Annotated in this window: 15 protein-coding genes; 11 read left to right on the top strand and 4 right to left on the bottom strand. The window is 44.9% G+C overall.

Features of this window, described 5'->3' with window-relative positions; all coding sequences use genetic code 11:
• Nucleotides 1-286: 286 nt before the first annotated feature.
• From BW947_RS12670 to BW947_RS12640, 7 genes are all read left to right on the top strand, one after another.
• A complete protein-coding gene (locus BW947_RS12670; RefSeq protein ID WP_076500132.1) occupies nt 287-445 on the top strand; it encodes a periplasmic nitrate reductase, NapE protein in 159 nt (52 codons plus the stop codon).
• Nucleotides 446-481: 36 nt separating this feature from the next.
• Nucleotides 482-739, top strand: coding sequence for a chaperone NapD (locus BW947_RS12665; RefSeq protein ID WP_076500130.1), 258 nt, complete (start codon nt 482-484; stop codon nt 737-739).
• A 2-nt stretch (nt 740-741) separates the two neighbouring features.
• The gene (napA, locus tag BW947_RS12660; protein WP_076500265.1) at nt 742-3,231 is read left to right on the top strand and encodes a nitrate reductase catalytic subunit NapA; all 2,490 of its coding nucleotides are present in this window, start codon (nt 742-744) and stop codon (nt 3,229-3,231) included.
• 10 nt (nt 3,232-3,241) lie between these two features.
• A complete protein-coding gene (locus tag BW947_RS12655; RefSeq protein ID WP_076500128.1) occupies nt 3,242-3,727 on the top strand; it encodes a nitrate reductase cytochrome c-type subunit in 486 nt (161 codons plus the stop codon).
• Between the two features lie 8 nt (nt 3,728-3,735).
• Nucleotides 3,736-4,323 carry a cytochrome c3 family protein gene (locus BW947_RS12650; RefSeq protein WP_076500126.1) on the top strand — a complete coding sequence of 196 codons (588 nt, stop codon included), beginning with the start codon at nt 3,736-3,738 and terminating at the stop codon, nt 4,321-4,323.
• Nucleotides 4,324-4,565: 242 nt separating this feature from the next.
• On the top strand, nt 4,566-5,735 hold the full coding sequence (locus BW947_RS12645; RefSeq protein ID WP_076500125.1) for a cupin domain-containing protein: 1,170 nt from the start codon (nt 4,566-4,568) through the stop codon (nt 5,733-5,735).
• 72 nt (nt 5,736-5,807) lie between these two features.
• Nucleotides 5,808-6,098: a hypothetical protein gene (locus tag BW947_RS12640; protein ID WP_076500124.1), complete on the top strand. Its 291-nt coding sequence runs from the start codon at nt 5,808-5,810 to the stop codon at nt 6,096-6,098.
• 229 nt (nt 6,099-6,327) lie between these two features.
• Here the strand turns inward: BW947_RS12640 and asnS are convergent, their stop codons facing one another.
• Nucleotides 6,328-7,728: an asparagine--tRNA ligase gene (asnS, locus tag BW947_RS12635; RefSeq protein WP_076500123.1), complete on the bottom strand. Its 1,401-nt coding sequence runs from the start codon at nt 7,726-7,728 to the stop codon at nt 6,328-6,330.
• A gap of 151 nt (nt 7,729-7,879) precedes the next feature.
• On the opposite strand from asnS, the gene BW947_RS12630 reads away from it, so the two are divergent.
• Nucleotides 7,880-8,215, top strand: a complete 336-nt coding sequence (locus BW947_RS12630) for a hypothetical protein (RefSeq protein WP_076500122.1) — start codon at nt 7,880-7,882, stop codon at nt 8,213-8,215.
• 28 nt (nt 8,216-8,243) lie between these two features.
• On the opposite strand, the gene BW947_RS12625 is transcribed toward BW947_RS12630, so the two are convergent.
• Together BW947_RS12625 and pabB are read right to left on the bottom strand one after the other, a co-directional pair.
• The gene (locus BW947_RS12625) at nt 8,244-8,831 is read right to left on the bottom strand and encodes a CoA pyrophosphatase (RefSeq protein ID WP_076500121.1); all 588 of its coding nucleotides are present in this window, start codon (nt 8,829-8,831) and stop codon (nt 8,244-8,246) included.
• A gap of 41 nt (nt 8,832-8,872) precedes the next feature.
• Nucleotides 8,873-10,276 carry an aminodeoxychorismate synthase component I gene (gene pabB / locus BW947_RS12620; RefSeq protein ID WP_076500120.1) on the bottom strand — a complete coding sequence of 468 codons (1,404 nt, stop codon included), beginning with the start codon at nt 10,274-10,276 and terminating at the stop codon, nt 8,873-8,875.
• Between the two features lie 119 nt (nt 10,277-10,395).
• On the opposite strand from pabB, the gene BW947_RS12615 reads away from it, so the two are divergent.
• The 3 genes from BW947_RS12615 (at nt 10,396) to BW947_RS12605 (ending at nt 15,480) form a co-directional block, all read left to right on the top strand.
• The gene (locus BW947_RS12615; protein ID WP_076500119.1) at nt 10,396-11,946 is read left to right on the top strand and encodes a fumarate hydratase; all 1,551 of its coding nucleotides are present in this window, start codon (nt 10,396-10,398) and stop codon (nt 11,944-11,946) included.
• A 283-nt stretch (nt 11,947-12,229) separates the two neighbouring features.
• Nucleotides 12,230-14,281, top strand: coding sequence for an alpha/beta hydrolase family protein (locus BW947_RS12610; RefSeq protein ID WP_076500118.1), 2,052 nt, complete (start codon nt 12,230-12,232; stop codon nt 14,279-14,281).
• A gap of 263 nt (nt 14,282-14,544) precedes the next feature.
• Entirely contained in the window at nt 14,545-15,480 is a 936-nt protein-coding gene (locus BW947_RS12605; RefSeq protein WP_076500116.1) for a M14 family metallopeptidase, read from the top strand.
• Between the two features lie 162 nt (nt 15,481-15,642).
• Here BW947_RS12605 and adhE read toward each other — a convergent pair whose 3' ends face one another.
• The gene (gene adhE, locus BW947_RS12600; protein ID WP_076500114.1) at nt 15,643-18,249 is read right to left on the bottom strand and encodes a bifunctional acetaldehyde-CoA/alcohol dehydrogenase; all 2,607 of its coding nucleotides are present in this window, start codon (nt 18,247-18,249) and stop codon (nt 15,643-15,645) included.
• Nucleotides 18,250-18,307: the final 58 nt, after the last annotated feature.

Genomic DNA, 18,307 nt, shown 5'->3' with positions numbered 1-18,307 from the left:
ACGCTGTTTAAAACCGAAATTCCTTGTCTTCTTAAACAGTTATTTTGACGAGCATGGCGGGAGTAAACTTTTTGTTAAGTGCTTTGTAGATCGGGATCACGCTTATTGTTAATTACCTAATTAGAGGCACATAAAAAAAACCTAGACTTACCTATCATGGTGTTAGGTTAATAAAATTTCGCCAATAATTTAAAAAATGGCAAAGAATTTGATTGTATTTAAGTGTTATCAAATCGTTAAGTAAGATAAGGTAGTTAATACGATAGACGTACTTTAGGGAGCGTATATGACAACTCAAACAGATGAAAGTAAGAGCTTAGAACTCAAGATTTTCCTATTTTTAACCGTATTGTTAGCACCTATTCTGTCGGTGCTTCTGGTTAGCGGTTTAGGTTTTGCAATTTGGTTTAGCCAGATTTTAACTGGTCCACCAGGTGCGGGTTAACATAATAAAAATCATGAAATAAGAGTGAAGTGTCGGATGAGTAAAGAGATTCATATTACAAGTTTAGTCGTACAAGTTTTGCCACAAAAAATGGCAGAGGTTAGGCAGCAGATTATGACCATTGAGAATGCTGAGCTTTCCGTAAATAACGAAGTGAAATTAGTGGTAGTGCTTGAAGGGGATACTCAACGAGCCATTATGGAAAGTATCGAAACCATCAATGCCATTCCTGGTGTCTTATCCGCCACTATGGTTTACCACCAGAGTGAAGAGCTTAAAGAGGGTGAAGAATGAACATGAATAGACGTGACTTTATTAAAGCCAATGCAGTCATCGCCGCTGCAGGAGCGGCAGGTTTAGCTCTGCCAGCTGGCGCAAGCAATTTAATTACCAGTTCAGAACAGACAAAATTAGAGTGGAACAAAGCGCCGTGCCGTTTTTGTGGCACTGGCTGTTCTGTGATCGTTGCTACCCGCGAGGGTAAAGTGGTTGCCACCCATGGTGATGCTAATAGTGAAGTTAACCGCGGCCTTAACTGCATCAAGGGTTATTTCTTATCCAAGATTATGTATGGTAGCGATCGTTTAACTACGCCCATGCTACGTATGACGGATGGCAAATTTGACAAGCACGGTGAGTTTTCACCGATAAGCTGGGATAGCGCCTTTGATATCATGGCGCAAAAATGGAAAGCAACCATTAAAGCCAAAGGCCCAACAGCGATTGGTATGTTTGGTTCTGGTCAATGGACCGTATGGGAAGGTTATGCCGCCGTTAAGCTGATGAAAGCCGGCTTTGGTTCAAACAACATCGATCCTAATGCGCGCCATTGCATGGCTTCGGCCGTGGTAGGTTTTATGCGTACCTTCGGCATTGACGAACCTATGGGTTGTTATGACGACATTGAAGCTGCTGATGCCTTTGTACTTTGGGGCTCAAACATGGCGGAAATGCACCCGATTTTATGGAGCCGTGTCACCGACCGTCGCCTCAGTGCCCCCCATGTTAAAGTATCAGTATTATCGACCTTCCAGCATCGTTCTTTCGATTTGGCCGACTTACCGATAGTATTTACACCGCAAACTGACTTAGCCATTTTAAACTTTATTGCTAACTATATTATTCAAAATGATAAAGTGAATTGGGATTTCGTTAAAAAGCATGTGAACTTCCACATGGGAACCCACGACATTGGTTATGGTTTGCGCCCAACGCACCCACTTGAGAAAAAAGCCAAAAACGTTAAAACGGCTGCTGATTCAACGCCAATCGATTTCGATACGTTTAAAGCCTTTGTTGCCGATTACAATGTAGAAAAAGTCAGTAAATTATCAGGTGTATCAGAAGAGAAACTGATTGAATTGGCCAAGTTATATGCCGATCCTAATACTAAAGTGACTTCTTTTTGGACGATGGGATTTAACCAGCACACTCGTGGTGTATGGTGTAACAACCTGATTTATAACATTCACTTGTTAGTCGGTAAAATTTCAACTCCAGGTAACAGCCCATTCTCGTTAACAGGTCAGCCATCTGCTTGCGGTACGGCCCGTGAAGTCGGTACCTTCTCACATCGTTTACCTGCCGATTTAGTGGTCACTAATCCTGAGCACAGAAAACATGCTGAAAATATTTGGAAAATTCCTAGCGGCATTATTCCACCTAAGCCTGGCTACCACGCAGTTGAACAAAATCGTCGCCTTAAAGATGGTGATTTAAACTGCTATTGGGTCCAAGTTAACAACAATATGCAAGCGGGTGCGAACATTAACGAAGAGATGTTACCTGGCTATCGTAACCCAGATAACTTTATCGTGGTGTCCGATGCTTACCCAACAGTGACAACTCAAGCCGCTGACTTAATTCTTCCTACCGCGATGTGGGTCGAAAAAGAAGGCGCTTATGGTAATGCTGAACGCCGTACGCAATTCTGGCATCAAATGGTGCAAGCACCTGGTGAATCACACTCAGATTTATGGCAGCTGATGGAATTTGCTAAACGCTTCACTACCGATGAAGTATGGCCACAGGATGTATTAGCGGCAAACCCAGAGTTTAAGGGTAAAACGTTATACGAAGTGCTATATCAAAATGGTAATGTCGATAAGTTCCCACTTGCAGATGCAGATCCTAAGTACCTAAACAACGAAGCAAAACATTTTGGCTTCTACGTACAAAAGGGCTTATTCGAAGAATATGCAACCTTTGGCCGTGGTCATGGTCACGATTTAGCGCCCTTTGATGCCTACCACGAAGCACACGGTTTACGTTGGCCGGTAGTGGATGGTAAAGAAACCAAATGGCGTTTCCGTGAAGGCAGCGATCCGTATGTGAAACCAGGAAAAGACTTTGAGTTTTACGGTCACCCCGATGGTCGTGCCATTATTTTTGCACTGCCCTACGAACCCGCTGCTGAGTCACCAGATGAAGAATACGATATATGGCTATCAACAGGTCGCGTACTTGAACACTGGCATTCAGGTTCAATGACTCAACGTGTACCTGAGCTGTATCGTGCCTTCCCTGATGCTGTGTGTTTTATGCACCCAGAAGATGCTAAAAAACGGGGTTTACGCCGTGGTGATGAAGTGCGAGTGGTGTCGCGTCGCGGCGAAATCAAAACGCGCGTTGAAACCCGTGGTCGTAATAAGCCACCTATAGGCTTAGTGTTTGTGCCTTGGTTTGATGCTAGCCAGCTCATTAATAAAGTCACATTAGATGCGACAGATCCTTTGTCAAAACAAACTGACTATAAAAAATGTGCGGTGAAGATCGTCAAAGCATAAGGAGTACAACATGAAAACATTCAAATTAATGTCATTGATTGGTTTACTTGCTCTTGGTTCATTCGTCATGACGAATGCGGTGGCGACGAGTATTCCAGAAGATAAAATCGACACGTTACGCTTAGCGCCCATTGATATTGAGCCAACACCACCAGTGATGCAAAATGTGCGTAATACCGATATAAAAGAAGTGCGTAACTATCCAATGCAGCCACCGGTGATCCCACATAAAATTGATGGTTATCAATTGGATCTGAAAGTGAATAAATGCATGGCATGTCACGCTAGAAGCCGTACTGGAGAGTCGCAAGCTCCGATGGTCAGTGTGACGCACTATATGGATAGGGATAACAACTTCCTTGCCGAATTATCACCGCGCCGCTATTTCTGTACTCAGTGCCATGTGCCGCAGTTAGATGCCAAACTACTGGTCGAAAATGACTTTGTAGATATGGATCATCTCATTAAAGCCAACACTGAGCAGAAAAAACACTAGGAGCTAGCATGTTAGATAAACTGAAAAAAATCTGGCAGGTGCTCAACCGTCCGAGTGTGCACTATAGTCTGGGCTTTTTGACCTTAGGTGGCTTTGTGGCTGGGGTGATTTTCTGGGGTGGCTTTAACACGGCCCTTGAAGCAACCAACCAAGAAGCTTTCTGTATCAGTTGCCATGAAATGGAAAACAACGTCTATCAAGAATTACAGACGACGATCCATTTTACTAACCGCAGTGGTGTGCGGGCGACTTGTCCAGATTGTCATGTGCCACATAACTGGACCGATAAAATTGCCCGTAAGATGCAAGCTTCTAAGGAAGTGTGGGGTAAAGTATTTGGTACCATCAATACCCGTGAAAAGTTTGAAGGTAAGCGCCGTGAGTTAGCAGAGCACGAGTGGGAACGCTTGAAAGCGAATGATTCGCTCGAATGCCGTAACTGCCACAACTTTACTTACATGGACTTTACCCGCCAATCTCCTCGGGCGTCGCAGATGCATTCTACGTCACTGGCTAATGGTGAAAAGACCTGTATCGATTGTCATAAAGGGATTGCCCATCATCTCCCAGACATGAAAGGCGTAGAAGGGTTCTAATCCCTTTATAAGCAAAGATACACAGTTAAAAGCCAAGCATTATTGATGCTTGGCTTTTTTATTTGGATTGTGTTGATGCTTATCGTCATTCGTCATTCGTCATTCGTCATTCTTCAATCGATAATCTCATCGTTGAAATGAAAATATATCTGCGATAACTTTATTGATCCCATCGAGTTTTTTGGTTTTAGCTTACTGTTAGCATTGTCACTTATTTATGATTACTTGGCCTATAAACACCAATGAAACTCGATATTAATGGCTTAACTCCTGCGCAGTTTTTAGCAGAATACTGGCAGAAAAAACCACTGGTTATTCGTCAAGGATTTAGCCATTTTCAAGATTTAGTGTCACCAGAAGCCCTAGCAGGTTTAGCGATGGAGGAGCTGGTTGAATCTAGGCGGGTTTACCAGCAAGAAAGACAATGGCAAGCAGAGTTTGGCCCTTTTGAAAGCTATGATCATTTAGGTGAAAAGGATTGGACGTTAATCGTACAAGCCCTAAATAACTGGGTTCCAGATGCTGAAGCCTTGATCCAATGCTTTGATTTTATTCCCCGTTGGCGCTTAGATGATGTGATGGTGAGCTTTGCGACGCCTGGCGGCGGCGTTGGGCCACATATTGACCTTTATGACGTATTTATTTGCCAAGGTTCAGGGCGACGTCGTTGGCGTGTAGGGAATATAGGGCCGCACAAACAATTTGTTGCCCATCCCGCCTTGCTACACACTGAATCATTTGAGCCAATCATTGATACTGAACTATTGCCAGGAGATATTTTATATATTCCACCGGGGTTTCCACACGAGGGGGTAACCTTAGAGCAATCCTTAAGTTTTTCTGTGGGTTATCGCACCGCCTCTGCAAAGGAAATGGTAGGCGCCTTGGCGGATCATCTTTCTGAGCAGGATTTAGGTGTTCAGCAGATTAGCGATCCTGATCGCGCCTTATCAAGCCGCAGTGGTTGTGTAGATAATACTGATTTAGCACGTTTACGCTCACAGTTGACAAATATGCTTAGTGACGAGCTAGTGAGCGAATTTACGGGGCGTTATTTAACTCAATCGAAGTGTGCGTTAGATTTACCCGATGAGCCGCTAGATATTACGCAAATAGAAGTACTTGCTTGGCTTGATGAGCAGCCGTTAATACGTCTTGGTGGTCTTCGTTGTTTGTATTTTGATATCAATGTCGCCGAAGGTGCAGTTTATATTAACGGTGACAAATACCAACTTTCAGTGGAATTGGCCGCGGTGATCCCATTATTATGTGATGTGAATCAACTCGATAAAATGGTGTTAGCGCCTTGGCTAACCTGCCCAGCATTTTTGGTTCAACTAACTGAATGGATTAACCTAGGCTACTGGTATTTTGACGACTTCGACGCTGATGACGAGGTATATATCGATTAATTGCCTGTGAGTTAGCTTATTCTAGAAAAGTGATTACTCGTTCTAGAAGATCCATCAAAGGGAAATAAAATAATGCAACAGTGGTTTTCAGTGAGTTTAGGTGATGCTTTACTCGCGCAGGCGAAGTTATCTATGCTTGAGCAACATTTATCAGATTGCTATGAACAAGCTGAAAAACCGTCAACTATGTCAGCGTTATATAGACATGAGTCAACCGGAGTGCACTGTTACGTTAGTGTGTTTTTAACCGTGCCATTTCAGCAATGGGCAAAATTAGATAATGCTGTAGCGTGCGATAAAATAAATACGGATAATATGAGTTACTTAGCTGGCTATAACGTGTTGCCTAATATGGATTTTTAATAAAAGAATAGCGTAGATTTGATGCAACCTAAATACGGTTATTTGAGTGTTTTGATTATTTTTTACTGCTATTGATATCTAATGATGTAGGTATTTAATGATGTAGATATCTATGCTGACTACATCATTAGGTAGAGAGTGACATAATAAATAAGCGACACAATAAAAAACGCGCCGAGGCGCGTTTTTAGCTTAGGACAACTGCTAGAGCAGCCGTTTTAAACCCTGCTTAAAAGTTTGCAGTACGTGGAGCACGTGGGAATGGAATAACATCACGAATGTTGTTAACGCCAGTCACATAAGACACTAAGCGCTCAAACCCTAGACCAAAACCAGCGTGTGGCACTGTGCCATAACGGCGCAAATCGCGATACCACCAGTAATCTTCTTTACTCAAACCCATCTCTTCAAGGCGGGCATCGAGCATGTCTAAACGTTCTTCACGTTGAGAACCACCGATAATTTCACCAATGCCTGGGGCTAATACGTCCATCGCTGCCACTGTTTTACCATCTTCGTTTAAGCGCATGTAGAAGGCTTTAATGTCTTTCGGGTAGTTTTTAACAACTACTGGCGCTTTAAAGTGTTCTTCAGCTAAGTAACGCTCATGCTCAGAAGACAAATCAATCCCCCAAGACACTGGGAATTCAAAGGTTTTGCCACATTTCTGTAAAATCTCAACGGCTTCGGTGTAATCTACTTGGGCAAAATCGCTTGATACGAAAGATTGCAGACGTTCGATGACGGTTTTATCAACGTGTTGATTGAAAAACTCTAAATCGTCCATGCGCTCAGCTAATACTGCCTTAAAGGCATACTTGAGCATAGCTTCAGCTAAACCTGCGATATCGTTTAGGGTAGCGAAAGCGACTTCAGGTTCAACCATCCAAAATTCAGCTAAGTGGCGGCTGGTGTTTGAGTTTTCTGCACGAAAAGTCGGGCCAAAAGTATAGATTTTTGACAATGCACTGGCGTAGGTTTCGCCATTTAGCTGGCCTGATACGGTTAAGAAAGCCTCTTTACCAAAAAAGTCCTTGTCGTAATCGACTTTGCCATCGCTGGTACGAGGCAGGTTTTCCATATCTAAAGTTGATACGCGGAACATTTCACCAGCGCCCTCAGTATCTGATGCTGTGATGAGTGGCGTTGATACCCAAATAAAGCCTTCTTCGTGGTAGAAACGGTGAATCGCTTGCGATAAACAGTTACGTACACGGGCCACGGCACCAATCAAGTTAGTGCGTGGACGTAAGTGCGCCAATTCACGTAAATGTTCAACTGAATGACGTTTAGCAGCCATTGGGTAAGTGTCTGGATCGTCCACCCAACCCGCAACTTCAAGTGCAGAGACTTGTAGTTCAAATGCTTGGCCAGCGCCTGGAGATTCAACCACCGCGCCCGTCATCACCACAGAGCAACCCGCAGTGAGCCTTAACACTTCGTTGTCGTAATTATTTAAGCTATTTGGCACGACACCTTGGATAGGATTAAAGCAGGAGCCGTCATAAACAGCTAAAAAAGAGATACCGGCTTTAGAGTCACGACGTGTTCTAACCCAGCCACGTACAGTGACTGTTGAACCGACGGCGTGCTCACCTTTAAATACAGATGCGACAGATGCGATGCTCATTGTTACTTAATTCTCCAACGAAACGTTTTATATGAAAATTTTGGAGGTTTATATTACCTTGCTGGTGGCTTTTCTCAAGCTGAAAAAGGTATCCTGAGTCTAATAATATCGATATTTAATGATTAAAGTGTGTCAAACGGTGGGAGGTTGTATGCGCAAGACCAGAATATTTCAAATAATCCTCGCGACCTTATCCATTTTAGGCTGGGCAATTGCCGTCTATGCATTATTGGTTTTTGGTGAGGCGAGGCCAGATCGTGAGGTCGGCGCCTATTTGGCCCGTGGCGCCACGTTCAGATTGGATTGGGATCCACATGAAACTCAATTACTGCTGTATTTAATTTGGGCTTGTGGTGCAATCAGTTTGATCAGTTTGGCATTTAACTATTATGTCGCGCATCACAGCAAACTCGGATTTTGGTTTAACATTCCTATGTTACTGCTTACCTCTGTGGTTGCGGGTTTGTATGTGCATTTGATGATTTAAATTGGAATTTATCTGCATGTAGCCAGCATCAAATGAAGTCGGCTGGGATACTCAATTGACGACATAAGTGGTCAATGATGGCAGCGGTAGCGCCCCAAATAAATCGTTGTTGATAGGGCATAACATGCACACTGTAATAGTGACCTTGGCGCAAAAAGAATTTTTGATGGCGATGACTCGGGTCAATAAAAAAGCTTAAAGGCACTGTAAAACAATCGGCGACTTCACCGGGGTCGAGCTTCAAAACGAAGGTTTGTTTGACGATGCCGACCACGGGTGTTATTTCAAATCCGGTAAAGGTGTTATAGGGCGGAAATGTACCCAAAACGTCCACGTTATTCCTTGATAACCCAATTTCTTCTTCTGCTTCTCGCAATGCGGCCGCAATGGCATCGATATCATCAGGCTCTATTTTTCCGCCAGGAAAGCTGACCTGCCCAGGGTGAGCTCGTAGATGCATGGGTCTTTGGGTTAAAATAAGATGCAATTCTCCGCCAATATCTTGCAGTGCAATTAAGACAGCAGCTTTGCGTAACCCAATATGTGGGAAGGCTGCGGGATCTTGCTGGGCTAAAGAATGCAAATTAAATCTGAGCCTAAATTCTGCAGTTTCCATTAATTTTTCCGTTTATTGTGCCTTATTAACACTTAAGGATTTCATAAGCCTTTGCCCAGCAAGGGTAAAATCTGGCTTACTTTGTCAAAGCTTTCTTGGTACTCAGCATCTACATTCGAGTCGGCTACAATACCGCCGCCCGCCCAGCAATAAAGTTTACCGCCCTCGGCGATGAGTGTGCGAATGGTGATACTGGTATCCATTTGCCCATCTTGGCTTAAATATCCCATAGAACCACAATATAAACTTCGCCGCGACGGTTCCAGCTCTTCGATAATTTCCATGGCGCGAATTTTCGGCGCACCAGTAATTGAACCGCCAGGGAACGCCGCGCGCAGTAAATCACTGGCACAGTATTTAGCGTCTAGCTTGGCCGTCACTGTGCTAACAAGGTGATGCACAGCAGGAAAGCTTTCAATCTGAAATAGATGCGGTACACGTACCGAACCCGCCGCGGCCACTTTACCAATATCATTACGTAGTAAATCGACAATCATCACGTTTTCTGCGCGATCTTTTGGCGAGTTGGCAAGCGTATTGGCGGCTTGAATATCAAGCGTAGGATCACTATGGCGCGGCAAGGTGCCTTTAATGGGTTTGGTCTGAATATCAACGCCGCGAAGCTGGATAAAACGCTCTGGTGAAATGGATAAAATCGCATTTTGCGGTAAGCGCATAAAGGCCGAGAAGGGCGCTTTATTAGCACGACGCAGTTGGCAATAGGCTGGCCATTCATCGCCTTGATAACACGCTTCAAATCTTTGAGTTAAATTTATTTGATAGCAATCGCCACTGTGCAAATAAGCTTGTACTGCGTTAAATTTATCAGTGTATTCGGCTTTGTTGATTTGAGTGGCCCATGGGCTGGTAAGTGTAAATGGGGCGGCATTTCGCATTTTAACTATTTTTGCTTGAATATTTTTCAACTCAATTTCAAGGGCTGCTTCCCCTAAATAATGCAGCAAATGCCAACATTGAGCTTGGTAATCAAAAACCAGCGCCCAGTCATAAAAGCCAATATTCATCTCTGGCAGCTGTATATCTTGCGTTGCCGTGGTTGGTAGGGATTCAATACGGCGGCCTAAATCGTAGCTAAAGCTGCCCATGGCGCCACCACTAAAGGGCAGATTACATTCAAAAGATTTTGCATACCAATGGCTTAATAAAGTGTTGAGCAGGTCGAAGGGATCACGGTTTGGCTCCATGTCCTCGGGTATGCTCAAGTTTTTATCGATAAGCTTGATATCGCTACGCTCGCCTTGAGTGACTAACGTGGCGATGGGGCTGGCGCAAATAATATCGAACCTAGCGTCTTGGTGCGGCGCATTCGCTGAATCCAACAGGATTGCCCAAGTATCACCAGCAAAGTGTTCAAAAAGTGCTGCGGTGCTTAATGTCCAGTCAAGTTGGCGTGATGCAAGCTGTGTTGACGCCCTAAATGCCATCGATTAACCCTATCTAAAATGTGATGTAGCCCAAAAAGATGTGAAAGAGTATCATATTGGCCCAGAAAGAATTAAACAAAAACAAGTCAGGCCACATAGGCTGCTGGAGCGCTCCTACTATGTCATCTCACCATAAAATGTCTGAAAACGCTGTGATTAAACAAGCCGACTTTATTGAAAGTGTGGCAGATGCCCTGCAATACATCTCTTATTACCACCCGAAGGATTTTGTCGATGCCATGAGCGAAGCTTATGAGCGTGAGCAAAGTGCTGCGGCAAAGGATGCAATTGCGCAAATCTTAATTAACTCACGTATGTCAGCCGAAGGTAAACGTCCTTTGTGCCAAGATACGGGAATTGTGACTGCATTTGTGAAAGTCGGTATGGCCGTTCAATGGGACAAAACCGATATGACTATTCAGGAAATGGTCGACGAAGGTGTTCGTCGTGCCTATACCAATCCTGATAATCCACTGCGTGCATCGATTGTGTCAGATCCTGCCGGTAGCCGTAAAAATACCAAAGATAACACGCCGTCTGTGGTGCATATCGATATGGTACAGGGCAATCACATTGAAGTTGCCATTGCAGCCAAAGGAGGCGGCAGTGAAAACAAAGCCAAAATGGCAATGTTAAACCCATCAGACGATGTTGCCGCTTGGGTTGAAAAAACCTTGCCAACGATGGGCGCAGGTTGGTGTCCACCGGGCATGCTTGGCATCGGTATTGGTGGCACGGCAGAAAAAGCCGCTGTATTAGCCAAAGAAGCACTGATGGAAAGCGTTGATATCCATGAGTTAATTGCTCGCGGTGCCCAAACTACCGAAGAAAAGTTGCGTTTAGATATTTTTGAGCGTGCTAACAATTTAGGTATTGGTGCTCAGGGACTTGGCGGTTTAACCACAGTGTTAGACGTTAAAATCAAATCGGCGCCAACCCATGCGGCCTCAAAGCCTGTGGTAATGATCCCTAACTGCGCGGCCACTCGCCACGTGCACTTTCATTTAGATGGTTCAGGCCCCGCGGATTTAACGCCGCCATCACTGGCTGATTGGCCAGAAATCACCCGTGAAGTGGGTGATGATGTGCGCCGCGTAAATTTAGATACTGTGACGCAAGCGGATATTGAGCAGTGGCAGAGCGGTGAAACCATTCTGCTGAGCGGTAAAATGCTCACTGGTCGCGATGCTGCCCATAAGCGCATTCAAAGCCTGATTGAAAGTGGTGAAGGTTTGCCAGAAGGCGTGGACTTTACCGGTAAGTTTATCTACTACGTTGGCCCAGTTGACCCAGTTGGCAGCGAAGTTGTGGGTCCTGCTGGCCCAACAACGGCGACCCGTATGGATAAATTCACTGACTTAATGTTAGAAAAAACAGGCCTAATGGGCATGATAGGTAAAGCTGAGCGCGGCCCTGCCACGGTTGAGTCTATTAAAAAACACAAAGCGGTTTATCTGATGGCCGTTGGCGGCGCAGCGTATTTAGTGTCTAAAGCGATTAAACATTCCCGCGTAGTGGCCTTTGCTGATTTAGGCATGGAAGCGATTTACGAGTTTGACGTGCAAGATATGCCAGTGACTGTAGCAGTGGATTCAAATGGCGTTAATGCCCACGAAACCGGTCCAGCTATTTGGAAAGTGAATATTGCCAACGCTAAAGCGAAAGCCTAAGCGTCAGTTGAGTAAGGCGTTTTTTACACCATCTAGCTGCAATTTATGCAGTGATATCTGTAGGTGTGCTGAATAAATGCGCTACTGACATTTTGTCACAAAAAAATACGCTCAGGTTTGCCATTTGGCTTGCTTGAGCGTTTTTGTTTCGATAGTGTGGCAAGCTTATCTTCGAAAGATACGATTTAAGATCGTTTTTAACATGCGTTTGATTGCGACGACTACAACAATAGCAATGACGGATGCAACTCTCGAACCTGTTTAACAAAAGACGGATATAACAATGAAAATAGCTCCTCTCCTACTGGCACTTGGCGCCGCAGGATTAACGTTATCAGCTCATGCGGCCGATCCAACGCCTTTTACTGTGCAGCAGTTGCTTAAACTCAATAAAATGCATTCTGCGACTGTGTCCCACGATGGCACTAAATTAGTTTATGGTCTTAAAACGGTAAGCGATAAGGGAGAGAGTAGCTCTGATCTGTATTTATTAGATTTGACTGACACTAAAGCTAAGCCGCTGCAATTAACCTCAGCCGCTGGCACTGAACATGATGTCAGTTTTGCCACCGACGACAAATCGATTTATTTCCTTGCCAGTCGTAGCGGTTCAAGCCAGCTATTCCAAATGCCATTAACGGGCGGTGAAGCGGTGCAAGCTTCTGACTTACCACTGGATATTGATGGTTACAAACTATCAAACGATGGTAAACAAGTTGTGCTCAGTATGCGCGTATTCCCTGAGTGCAAAGATTTAGCCTGCTCAAAGACTAAACTTACTGCAGAGTCTGAGCGTAAATCGACAGGGCGTGAATACAAACAGTTGATGGTTCGTCATTGGGATACTTGGGAAGATCATGCCCGTAACCACTTATTTGTTGGCGCACTTAATGGTGAAAAACTTACTCAGGTTGTAGATGTCACTCAAGGGTTAGACACTGAAACGCCGCCAAAACCTTTCTCAGGCATGGAAGAAGTAACCTTCACTCCAGATGGTAAATTTATTGTTTATAGCGCTAAAGCGCCAAGCAAAGATCAAGCTTGGACCACAAACTATGATTTGTGGCAAGTGCCGGTCACGGGCGGCGTCGCTACTAATTTAACCCCAGACAATCTCGCATGGGATGCACAGCCAACGTTTTCGAGTGATGGTCGTTATATGGCCTACTTAGCGATGAAGAAGCCAGGTTTTGAAGCCGATCGTTACGGCATTATGCTGCGCGATACGAGCACTGGCCAAACTAAAGAAGTGGCACCATTGTGGGATCGCAGCCCAAGTTCACTGATGTTTGCTCCGGACAACCGTACTTTATATGTGACGGCACAGGACTTGGGCCAAGTATCTATTTTCCAAGTTAATACCCAATTTGGTGATGTGCGATCAGTCTATAGTGATGGTACCAATAGCTTACTCGCGGTCACTAACGATGAACTGATTTTCGATAGTAAAACCTTAGTTGAGCCGGGCGATCTCTACAGTATCACTACCGATGGTGAAGGCCTTAAGCGTTTGACCGAAGTGAACAAAGACAAATTGGCCGAAATCAAGTTCGGTAAGTTTGAACAGTTCAGCTTTAAGGGTTGGAATAACGAAGACGTTTATGGTTACTGGATCAAACCGGCTAACTTCCAAGAAGGAAAAAAATACCCGATTGCCTACTTAGTCCATGGCGGCCCGCAGGGTTCATTTGGTAATGCCTTTAGTGGTCGTTGGAACGCGCAGTTATGGGCGGGGGCGGGTTATGGCGTGGTGATGGTAGATTTCCACGGTTCTACTGGTTACGGCCAAGCCTTTACCGATTCGATTACTCAAGATTGGGGCGGTAAACCTTTAGAGGATTTGCAAAAAGGCCTAGCGGCTGTGAGCCAACAACAAAAATGGCTTGACCCGCAAAATGCCTGTGCACTTGGTGGCTCTTACGGCGGCTACATGATGAACTGGATCCAAGGCAATTGGAGCGACGGTTTTAAGTGTATTGTTGACCACGCAGGTCTGTTCGATATGCGCTCTATGTACCATGTGACCGAAGAGTTATGGTTCGCTGAGCACGAATTTGGCGGTACTTACTCAGATAACAAAGCGTTATATGAAAAGTTTAACCCAGTGAACTATGTTGAAAACTGGAAAACGCCTATGTTGGTTATCCATGGTGAAAAGGATTTCCGAGTCCCTTACGATCAAGGTTTAGCCGCATTTAGCTTTATGCAGCGTAAAGGTATTCCATCGGAATTATTGATTTTCCCAGATGAAAACCACTGGATCTTAAAACCTGAAAACTTAGAACAGTGGTACGCTAATGTCTTAGGTTGGATGGACCGCTGGACTAAGCAATAATAGCTGTAGCTGTATATAGACACCGCACTTGCCCTGATTGATGGTTTATCACGGACGCTGCGTTTAAAGGGTTAAGTGCAATTAAAAGTGTTTAAATTAAGTGTCTTAAAAAGCCAGGACTCTGTTCTGGCTTTTTATTGTGTTTTATAAACAGGATGTCAGCGTATTTTAATACTGTTCTGGCTTTAAGCTAAGTGCACTTGTTTACCACAGCAACACGATCTAACTTTATTCAGTCAAATAGAACAAAAAATAGAGGAAACATGGCAAATTTAACGTTTTATCCCATCGGCACCGCAGGCGAAAAATGGGGTGATGCTGAAAAAGCCGCATGGCTTGCAAGCACCCAAATCAAGCGTTCATATCAAGACGATGTCGTGACGCCACTAAAGGCAATGCAAGATGAGTTGTTAGCCCTTGGGCTTGGCATAGTGCAATATGGCGCTTTATCGATTAATGCAGAGCGTTACCCATTGCTGGCGGTAAAGAGCCTACAGTTTGACTCGCAAAAACCAACGGTATTAGTGACAGGCGGCGTGCACGGTTACGAGACTAGCGGTGTTCATGGCGCATTGGCCTTTTTAACTAACGAAGCGTTGAATTATGTGCAACAGGTCAATTTAGTGATTGCCGTGTGCGTGAGCCCTTGGGGATATGAGACCATTAACCGTTGGAACCCAAAAGCGATTGATCCAAACCGCTCGTTCTACGTCAATAGCCCAGCTGAAGAATCGGCGGCCTTAATGGCATTAGTCGCTTCAGTTGAACAAGGTTTTGATGTGCATGTTGATTTGCATGAAACCACTGACTCAGATGAATCGGAGTTTCGACCAGCATTGTCTGCTCGCGATGGTACTGACTATGAAGAAGGCACTATTCCAGATGGTTTTTATGCAGTGGGTGATACCGAAAACTCAATCGATGCCTTCCAGAAAGCTATTATTGATGGTGTAAGTAAAGTCACCCACATTGCCCCTGCCGATGAAAAAGGTGAGATCATTGGCTCGACTGTGGTGCAACATGGCGTGATTAACTATCCACTTAAGTCATTAGGGCTTTGCAGTAGCGTTACGGGTTGTATCTACAACACGACCACAGAAGTGTATCCAGATAGCCCAACGGCTACGCCCGCCGAATGTAACCTAGCCCAAGTTGCCGCTATTACTAGCGCCATCGATTTTGTGTTGCTGCAGCATTAGTTGGTTTGTGACTCAGTAGTTGACGGTTAATGAATTAATTTATTGATGATTTACCTATACTTTAAATATGCAATAAAAAGCCCTCACTTGAGGGCTTTGTCATTTGTGTCGCATCGATTTTACTTAGCACGCGCTTAGCACGCGCTTAGCACAGATGGACGATTACTTAGTGTTGTCGCTATAGTCACGGCCATAATAGCTATCGAGGAATAGTTGTTTCAGCTCGTTAATCAAGGGGTAACGTGGGTTGGCACCGGTACATTGATCATCAAAGGCATCTTCGGCTAATTCATCTAACTTGGCGAGGAAGTCGGTTTCGTTGACGCCGGCTTCTTGGATAGAAGCAGGAATGCCAATCGTCTTCTTGAGGAGTGTGATTTTCTCAAGCAATTTTTCGACTTTTTGTTCATCTGTTTTTCCGCCTAGTTTCAAGTGATCTGCGATAGCAGCATAACGACACAGGGCTTTTGGCCTGTCGTATTGGCTAAAGGCCGCTTGCTTAGTGGGCAAATCCGTTGCGTTAAAGCGTATGACGTTGTTGATCAGCAGCGCATTGGCTAAGCCGTGGGCGAGATGGAACTCGGCGCCTAGTTTGTGCGCCATTGAGTGGCAGATCCCGAGGAATGCGTTAGCAAAGGCGATACCTGCAATGGTGGCTCCATTGTGGACTTTTTCGCGGGCGACAGGCGATTGCGAGCCCAAGTTGTACGCATCGGGTAAATATTTGCACAGTAAATCGAGGGCTTGTAGGGCTTGGCCGTCGCTGTATTCGTTCGCCATCACGCTGACATAAGCTTCCAATGCGTGGATCACCGCATCGATACCACCAAAGGCGGTGAGCGATTTAGGCATGTCCATCACTAGATTTGGGTCAACAATTGCCATGTTGGGCGTGAGTTGATAGTCGGCAATTGGATATTTTTTACCGGTTACTTCGTCGGTCACTACGGCAAAAGGTGTGACTTCTGAACCTGTACCTGAAGTGGTCGGAATCGCCACCATCATGGCTTTGGTGCCCATTTTAGGGAATTTGTAAATACGTTTACGGATATCCATAAAACGCATGGCTAAATCGGCAAAATCAACGTCTGGATGTTCGTACATCACCCAAATAATTTTAGCTGCGTCCATTGGTGAACCACCGCCGAGGGCAATAATCACATCAGGTTTAAAGCTCTGCGCAACCTTAGCGCCTTGGCGTACTATGGCTAAGGTAGGATCGGCTTCAACATCATAAAAAATCTCAGTTTCAAGGCCTTGAGCCTTTAAAATGCGTATGGTTTCGTCGCAATAACCGTGGTTGAATAAAAATCTGTCGGTAATAATCAGCGCGCGTTTTTTATCGCTCAGTTCTTCGAGTGCGATGGGTAAACTGCCGCGGCGGAAGTAGATAGATGCAGGAAGCTTGTGCCACAACATGTTTTCGGCCCTCTTAGCAACGGTTTTTTTGTTGATTAAATGACTTGGGCCAACGTTTTCTGAAATCGAGTTACCGCCCCAAGAACCGCAGCCTAATGTGAGCGAAGGCGCCAGTTTAAAGTTGTATAGATCGCCAATACCGCCCTGTGATGCTGGGGTGTTGATCAAAATACGCGCGGTTTTCATTCTAAAACCAAAGGCATGCACACGTTCAGTTTGGGTATCTTGGTCAGTATAAAGTCCTGATGTGTGGCCAATACCGCCCAGCGCCACTAAGGCTTCGGCTTTGTCCATCGCATCGTTAAAGTCGATAGCGCGGTACATGCCAAGTAGTGGTGATAGTTTTTCATGGGCGAAGGCTTCGCTGTCGCTAATATCAGTGACTTCACCAATTAACACCTTAGTCCAGTGCGGTACTTCAAAGCCCGCCATTTGTGCAATATTGGCAGCGCTTTGACCAACGATATCGGCATTTAAGCCGCCATTTTTTAAAATGACGTTCTGCATTGCCGCGGTTTCATCCTTCGATAGCATGTAGCCACCGTGGGAGGTAAAGCGCTCTTTTACTTGCTCATAAATACTATCAACTACAATTACCGCTTGTTCTGATGCACAAACGACGCCGTTATCGAAGGTTTTCGACATGAGAATTGAACTGACCGCGCGTTTGATGTCGGCGGTTTCATCAATAACAATGGGCGTGTTACCCGCACCTACGCCAATAGCAGGCTTGCCAGAAGAGTAGGCGGCTTTCACCATGCCAGGGCCACCGGTTGCAAGAATTAAATTCACCTTAGGGTGAGTCATTAATTGATTAGATAGTGCGACGCTTGGTTCATCAATCCAGCCAATAATATCTTTAGGTGCGCCAGCAGCAATCGCAGCATCCAGCACCAGTTTTGCGGCGGTAGTGGTTGAGGTTTTAGCTCGTGGGTGAGGCGAAAAAATAATCGCATTGCGGGTTTTAAGGCTGATTAGTGCTTTAAATATCGCGGTCGATGTCGGGTTCGTGGTAGGCACGATACCGCAAATGATGCCTACGGGTTCGGCAATCGTAATAGTACCGAAGGTCACATCCTCAGATAAAATCCCACAGGTTTTTTCATCTTTATACTTGTTATAAATGTACTCAGAGGCAAAGTGGTTTTTAATCACTTTATCTTCAACAACACCCATGCGGGTTTCTGCAGCGGCCATTTTTGCCAGCGAGATCCGTGCATCGGCAGCCGCGAGTGCTGCTGCGCGAAAAATTTTATCGACTTGTGCTTGGCTGAACGTCGCATACTCGGCCTGTGCTTTGGCAACACGTTCGACCATGAGATCCAGTTCTTGTGCATTTGTCACTGTCATGATTAACACTCCTAAAAAGATTTAGTGAATAGGCGTATTCACTAAATCCTCTTTGATG

Source organism: Shewanella morhuae, from assembly GCF_900156405.1.
In the GTDB taxonomy this organism is placed as follows: Bacteria; Pseudomonadota; Gammaproteobacteria; order Enterobacterales; family Shewanellaceae; genus Shewanella; species Shewanella morhuae.
This window is presented reverse-complemented; position numbering and strand designations above follow the sequence as displayed.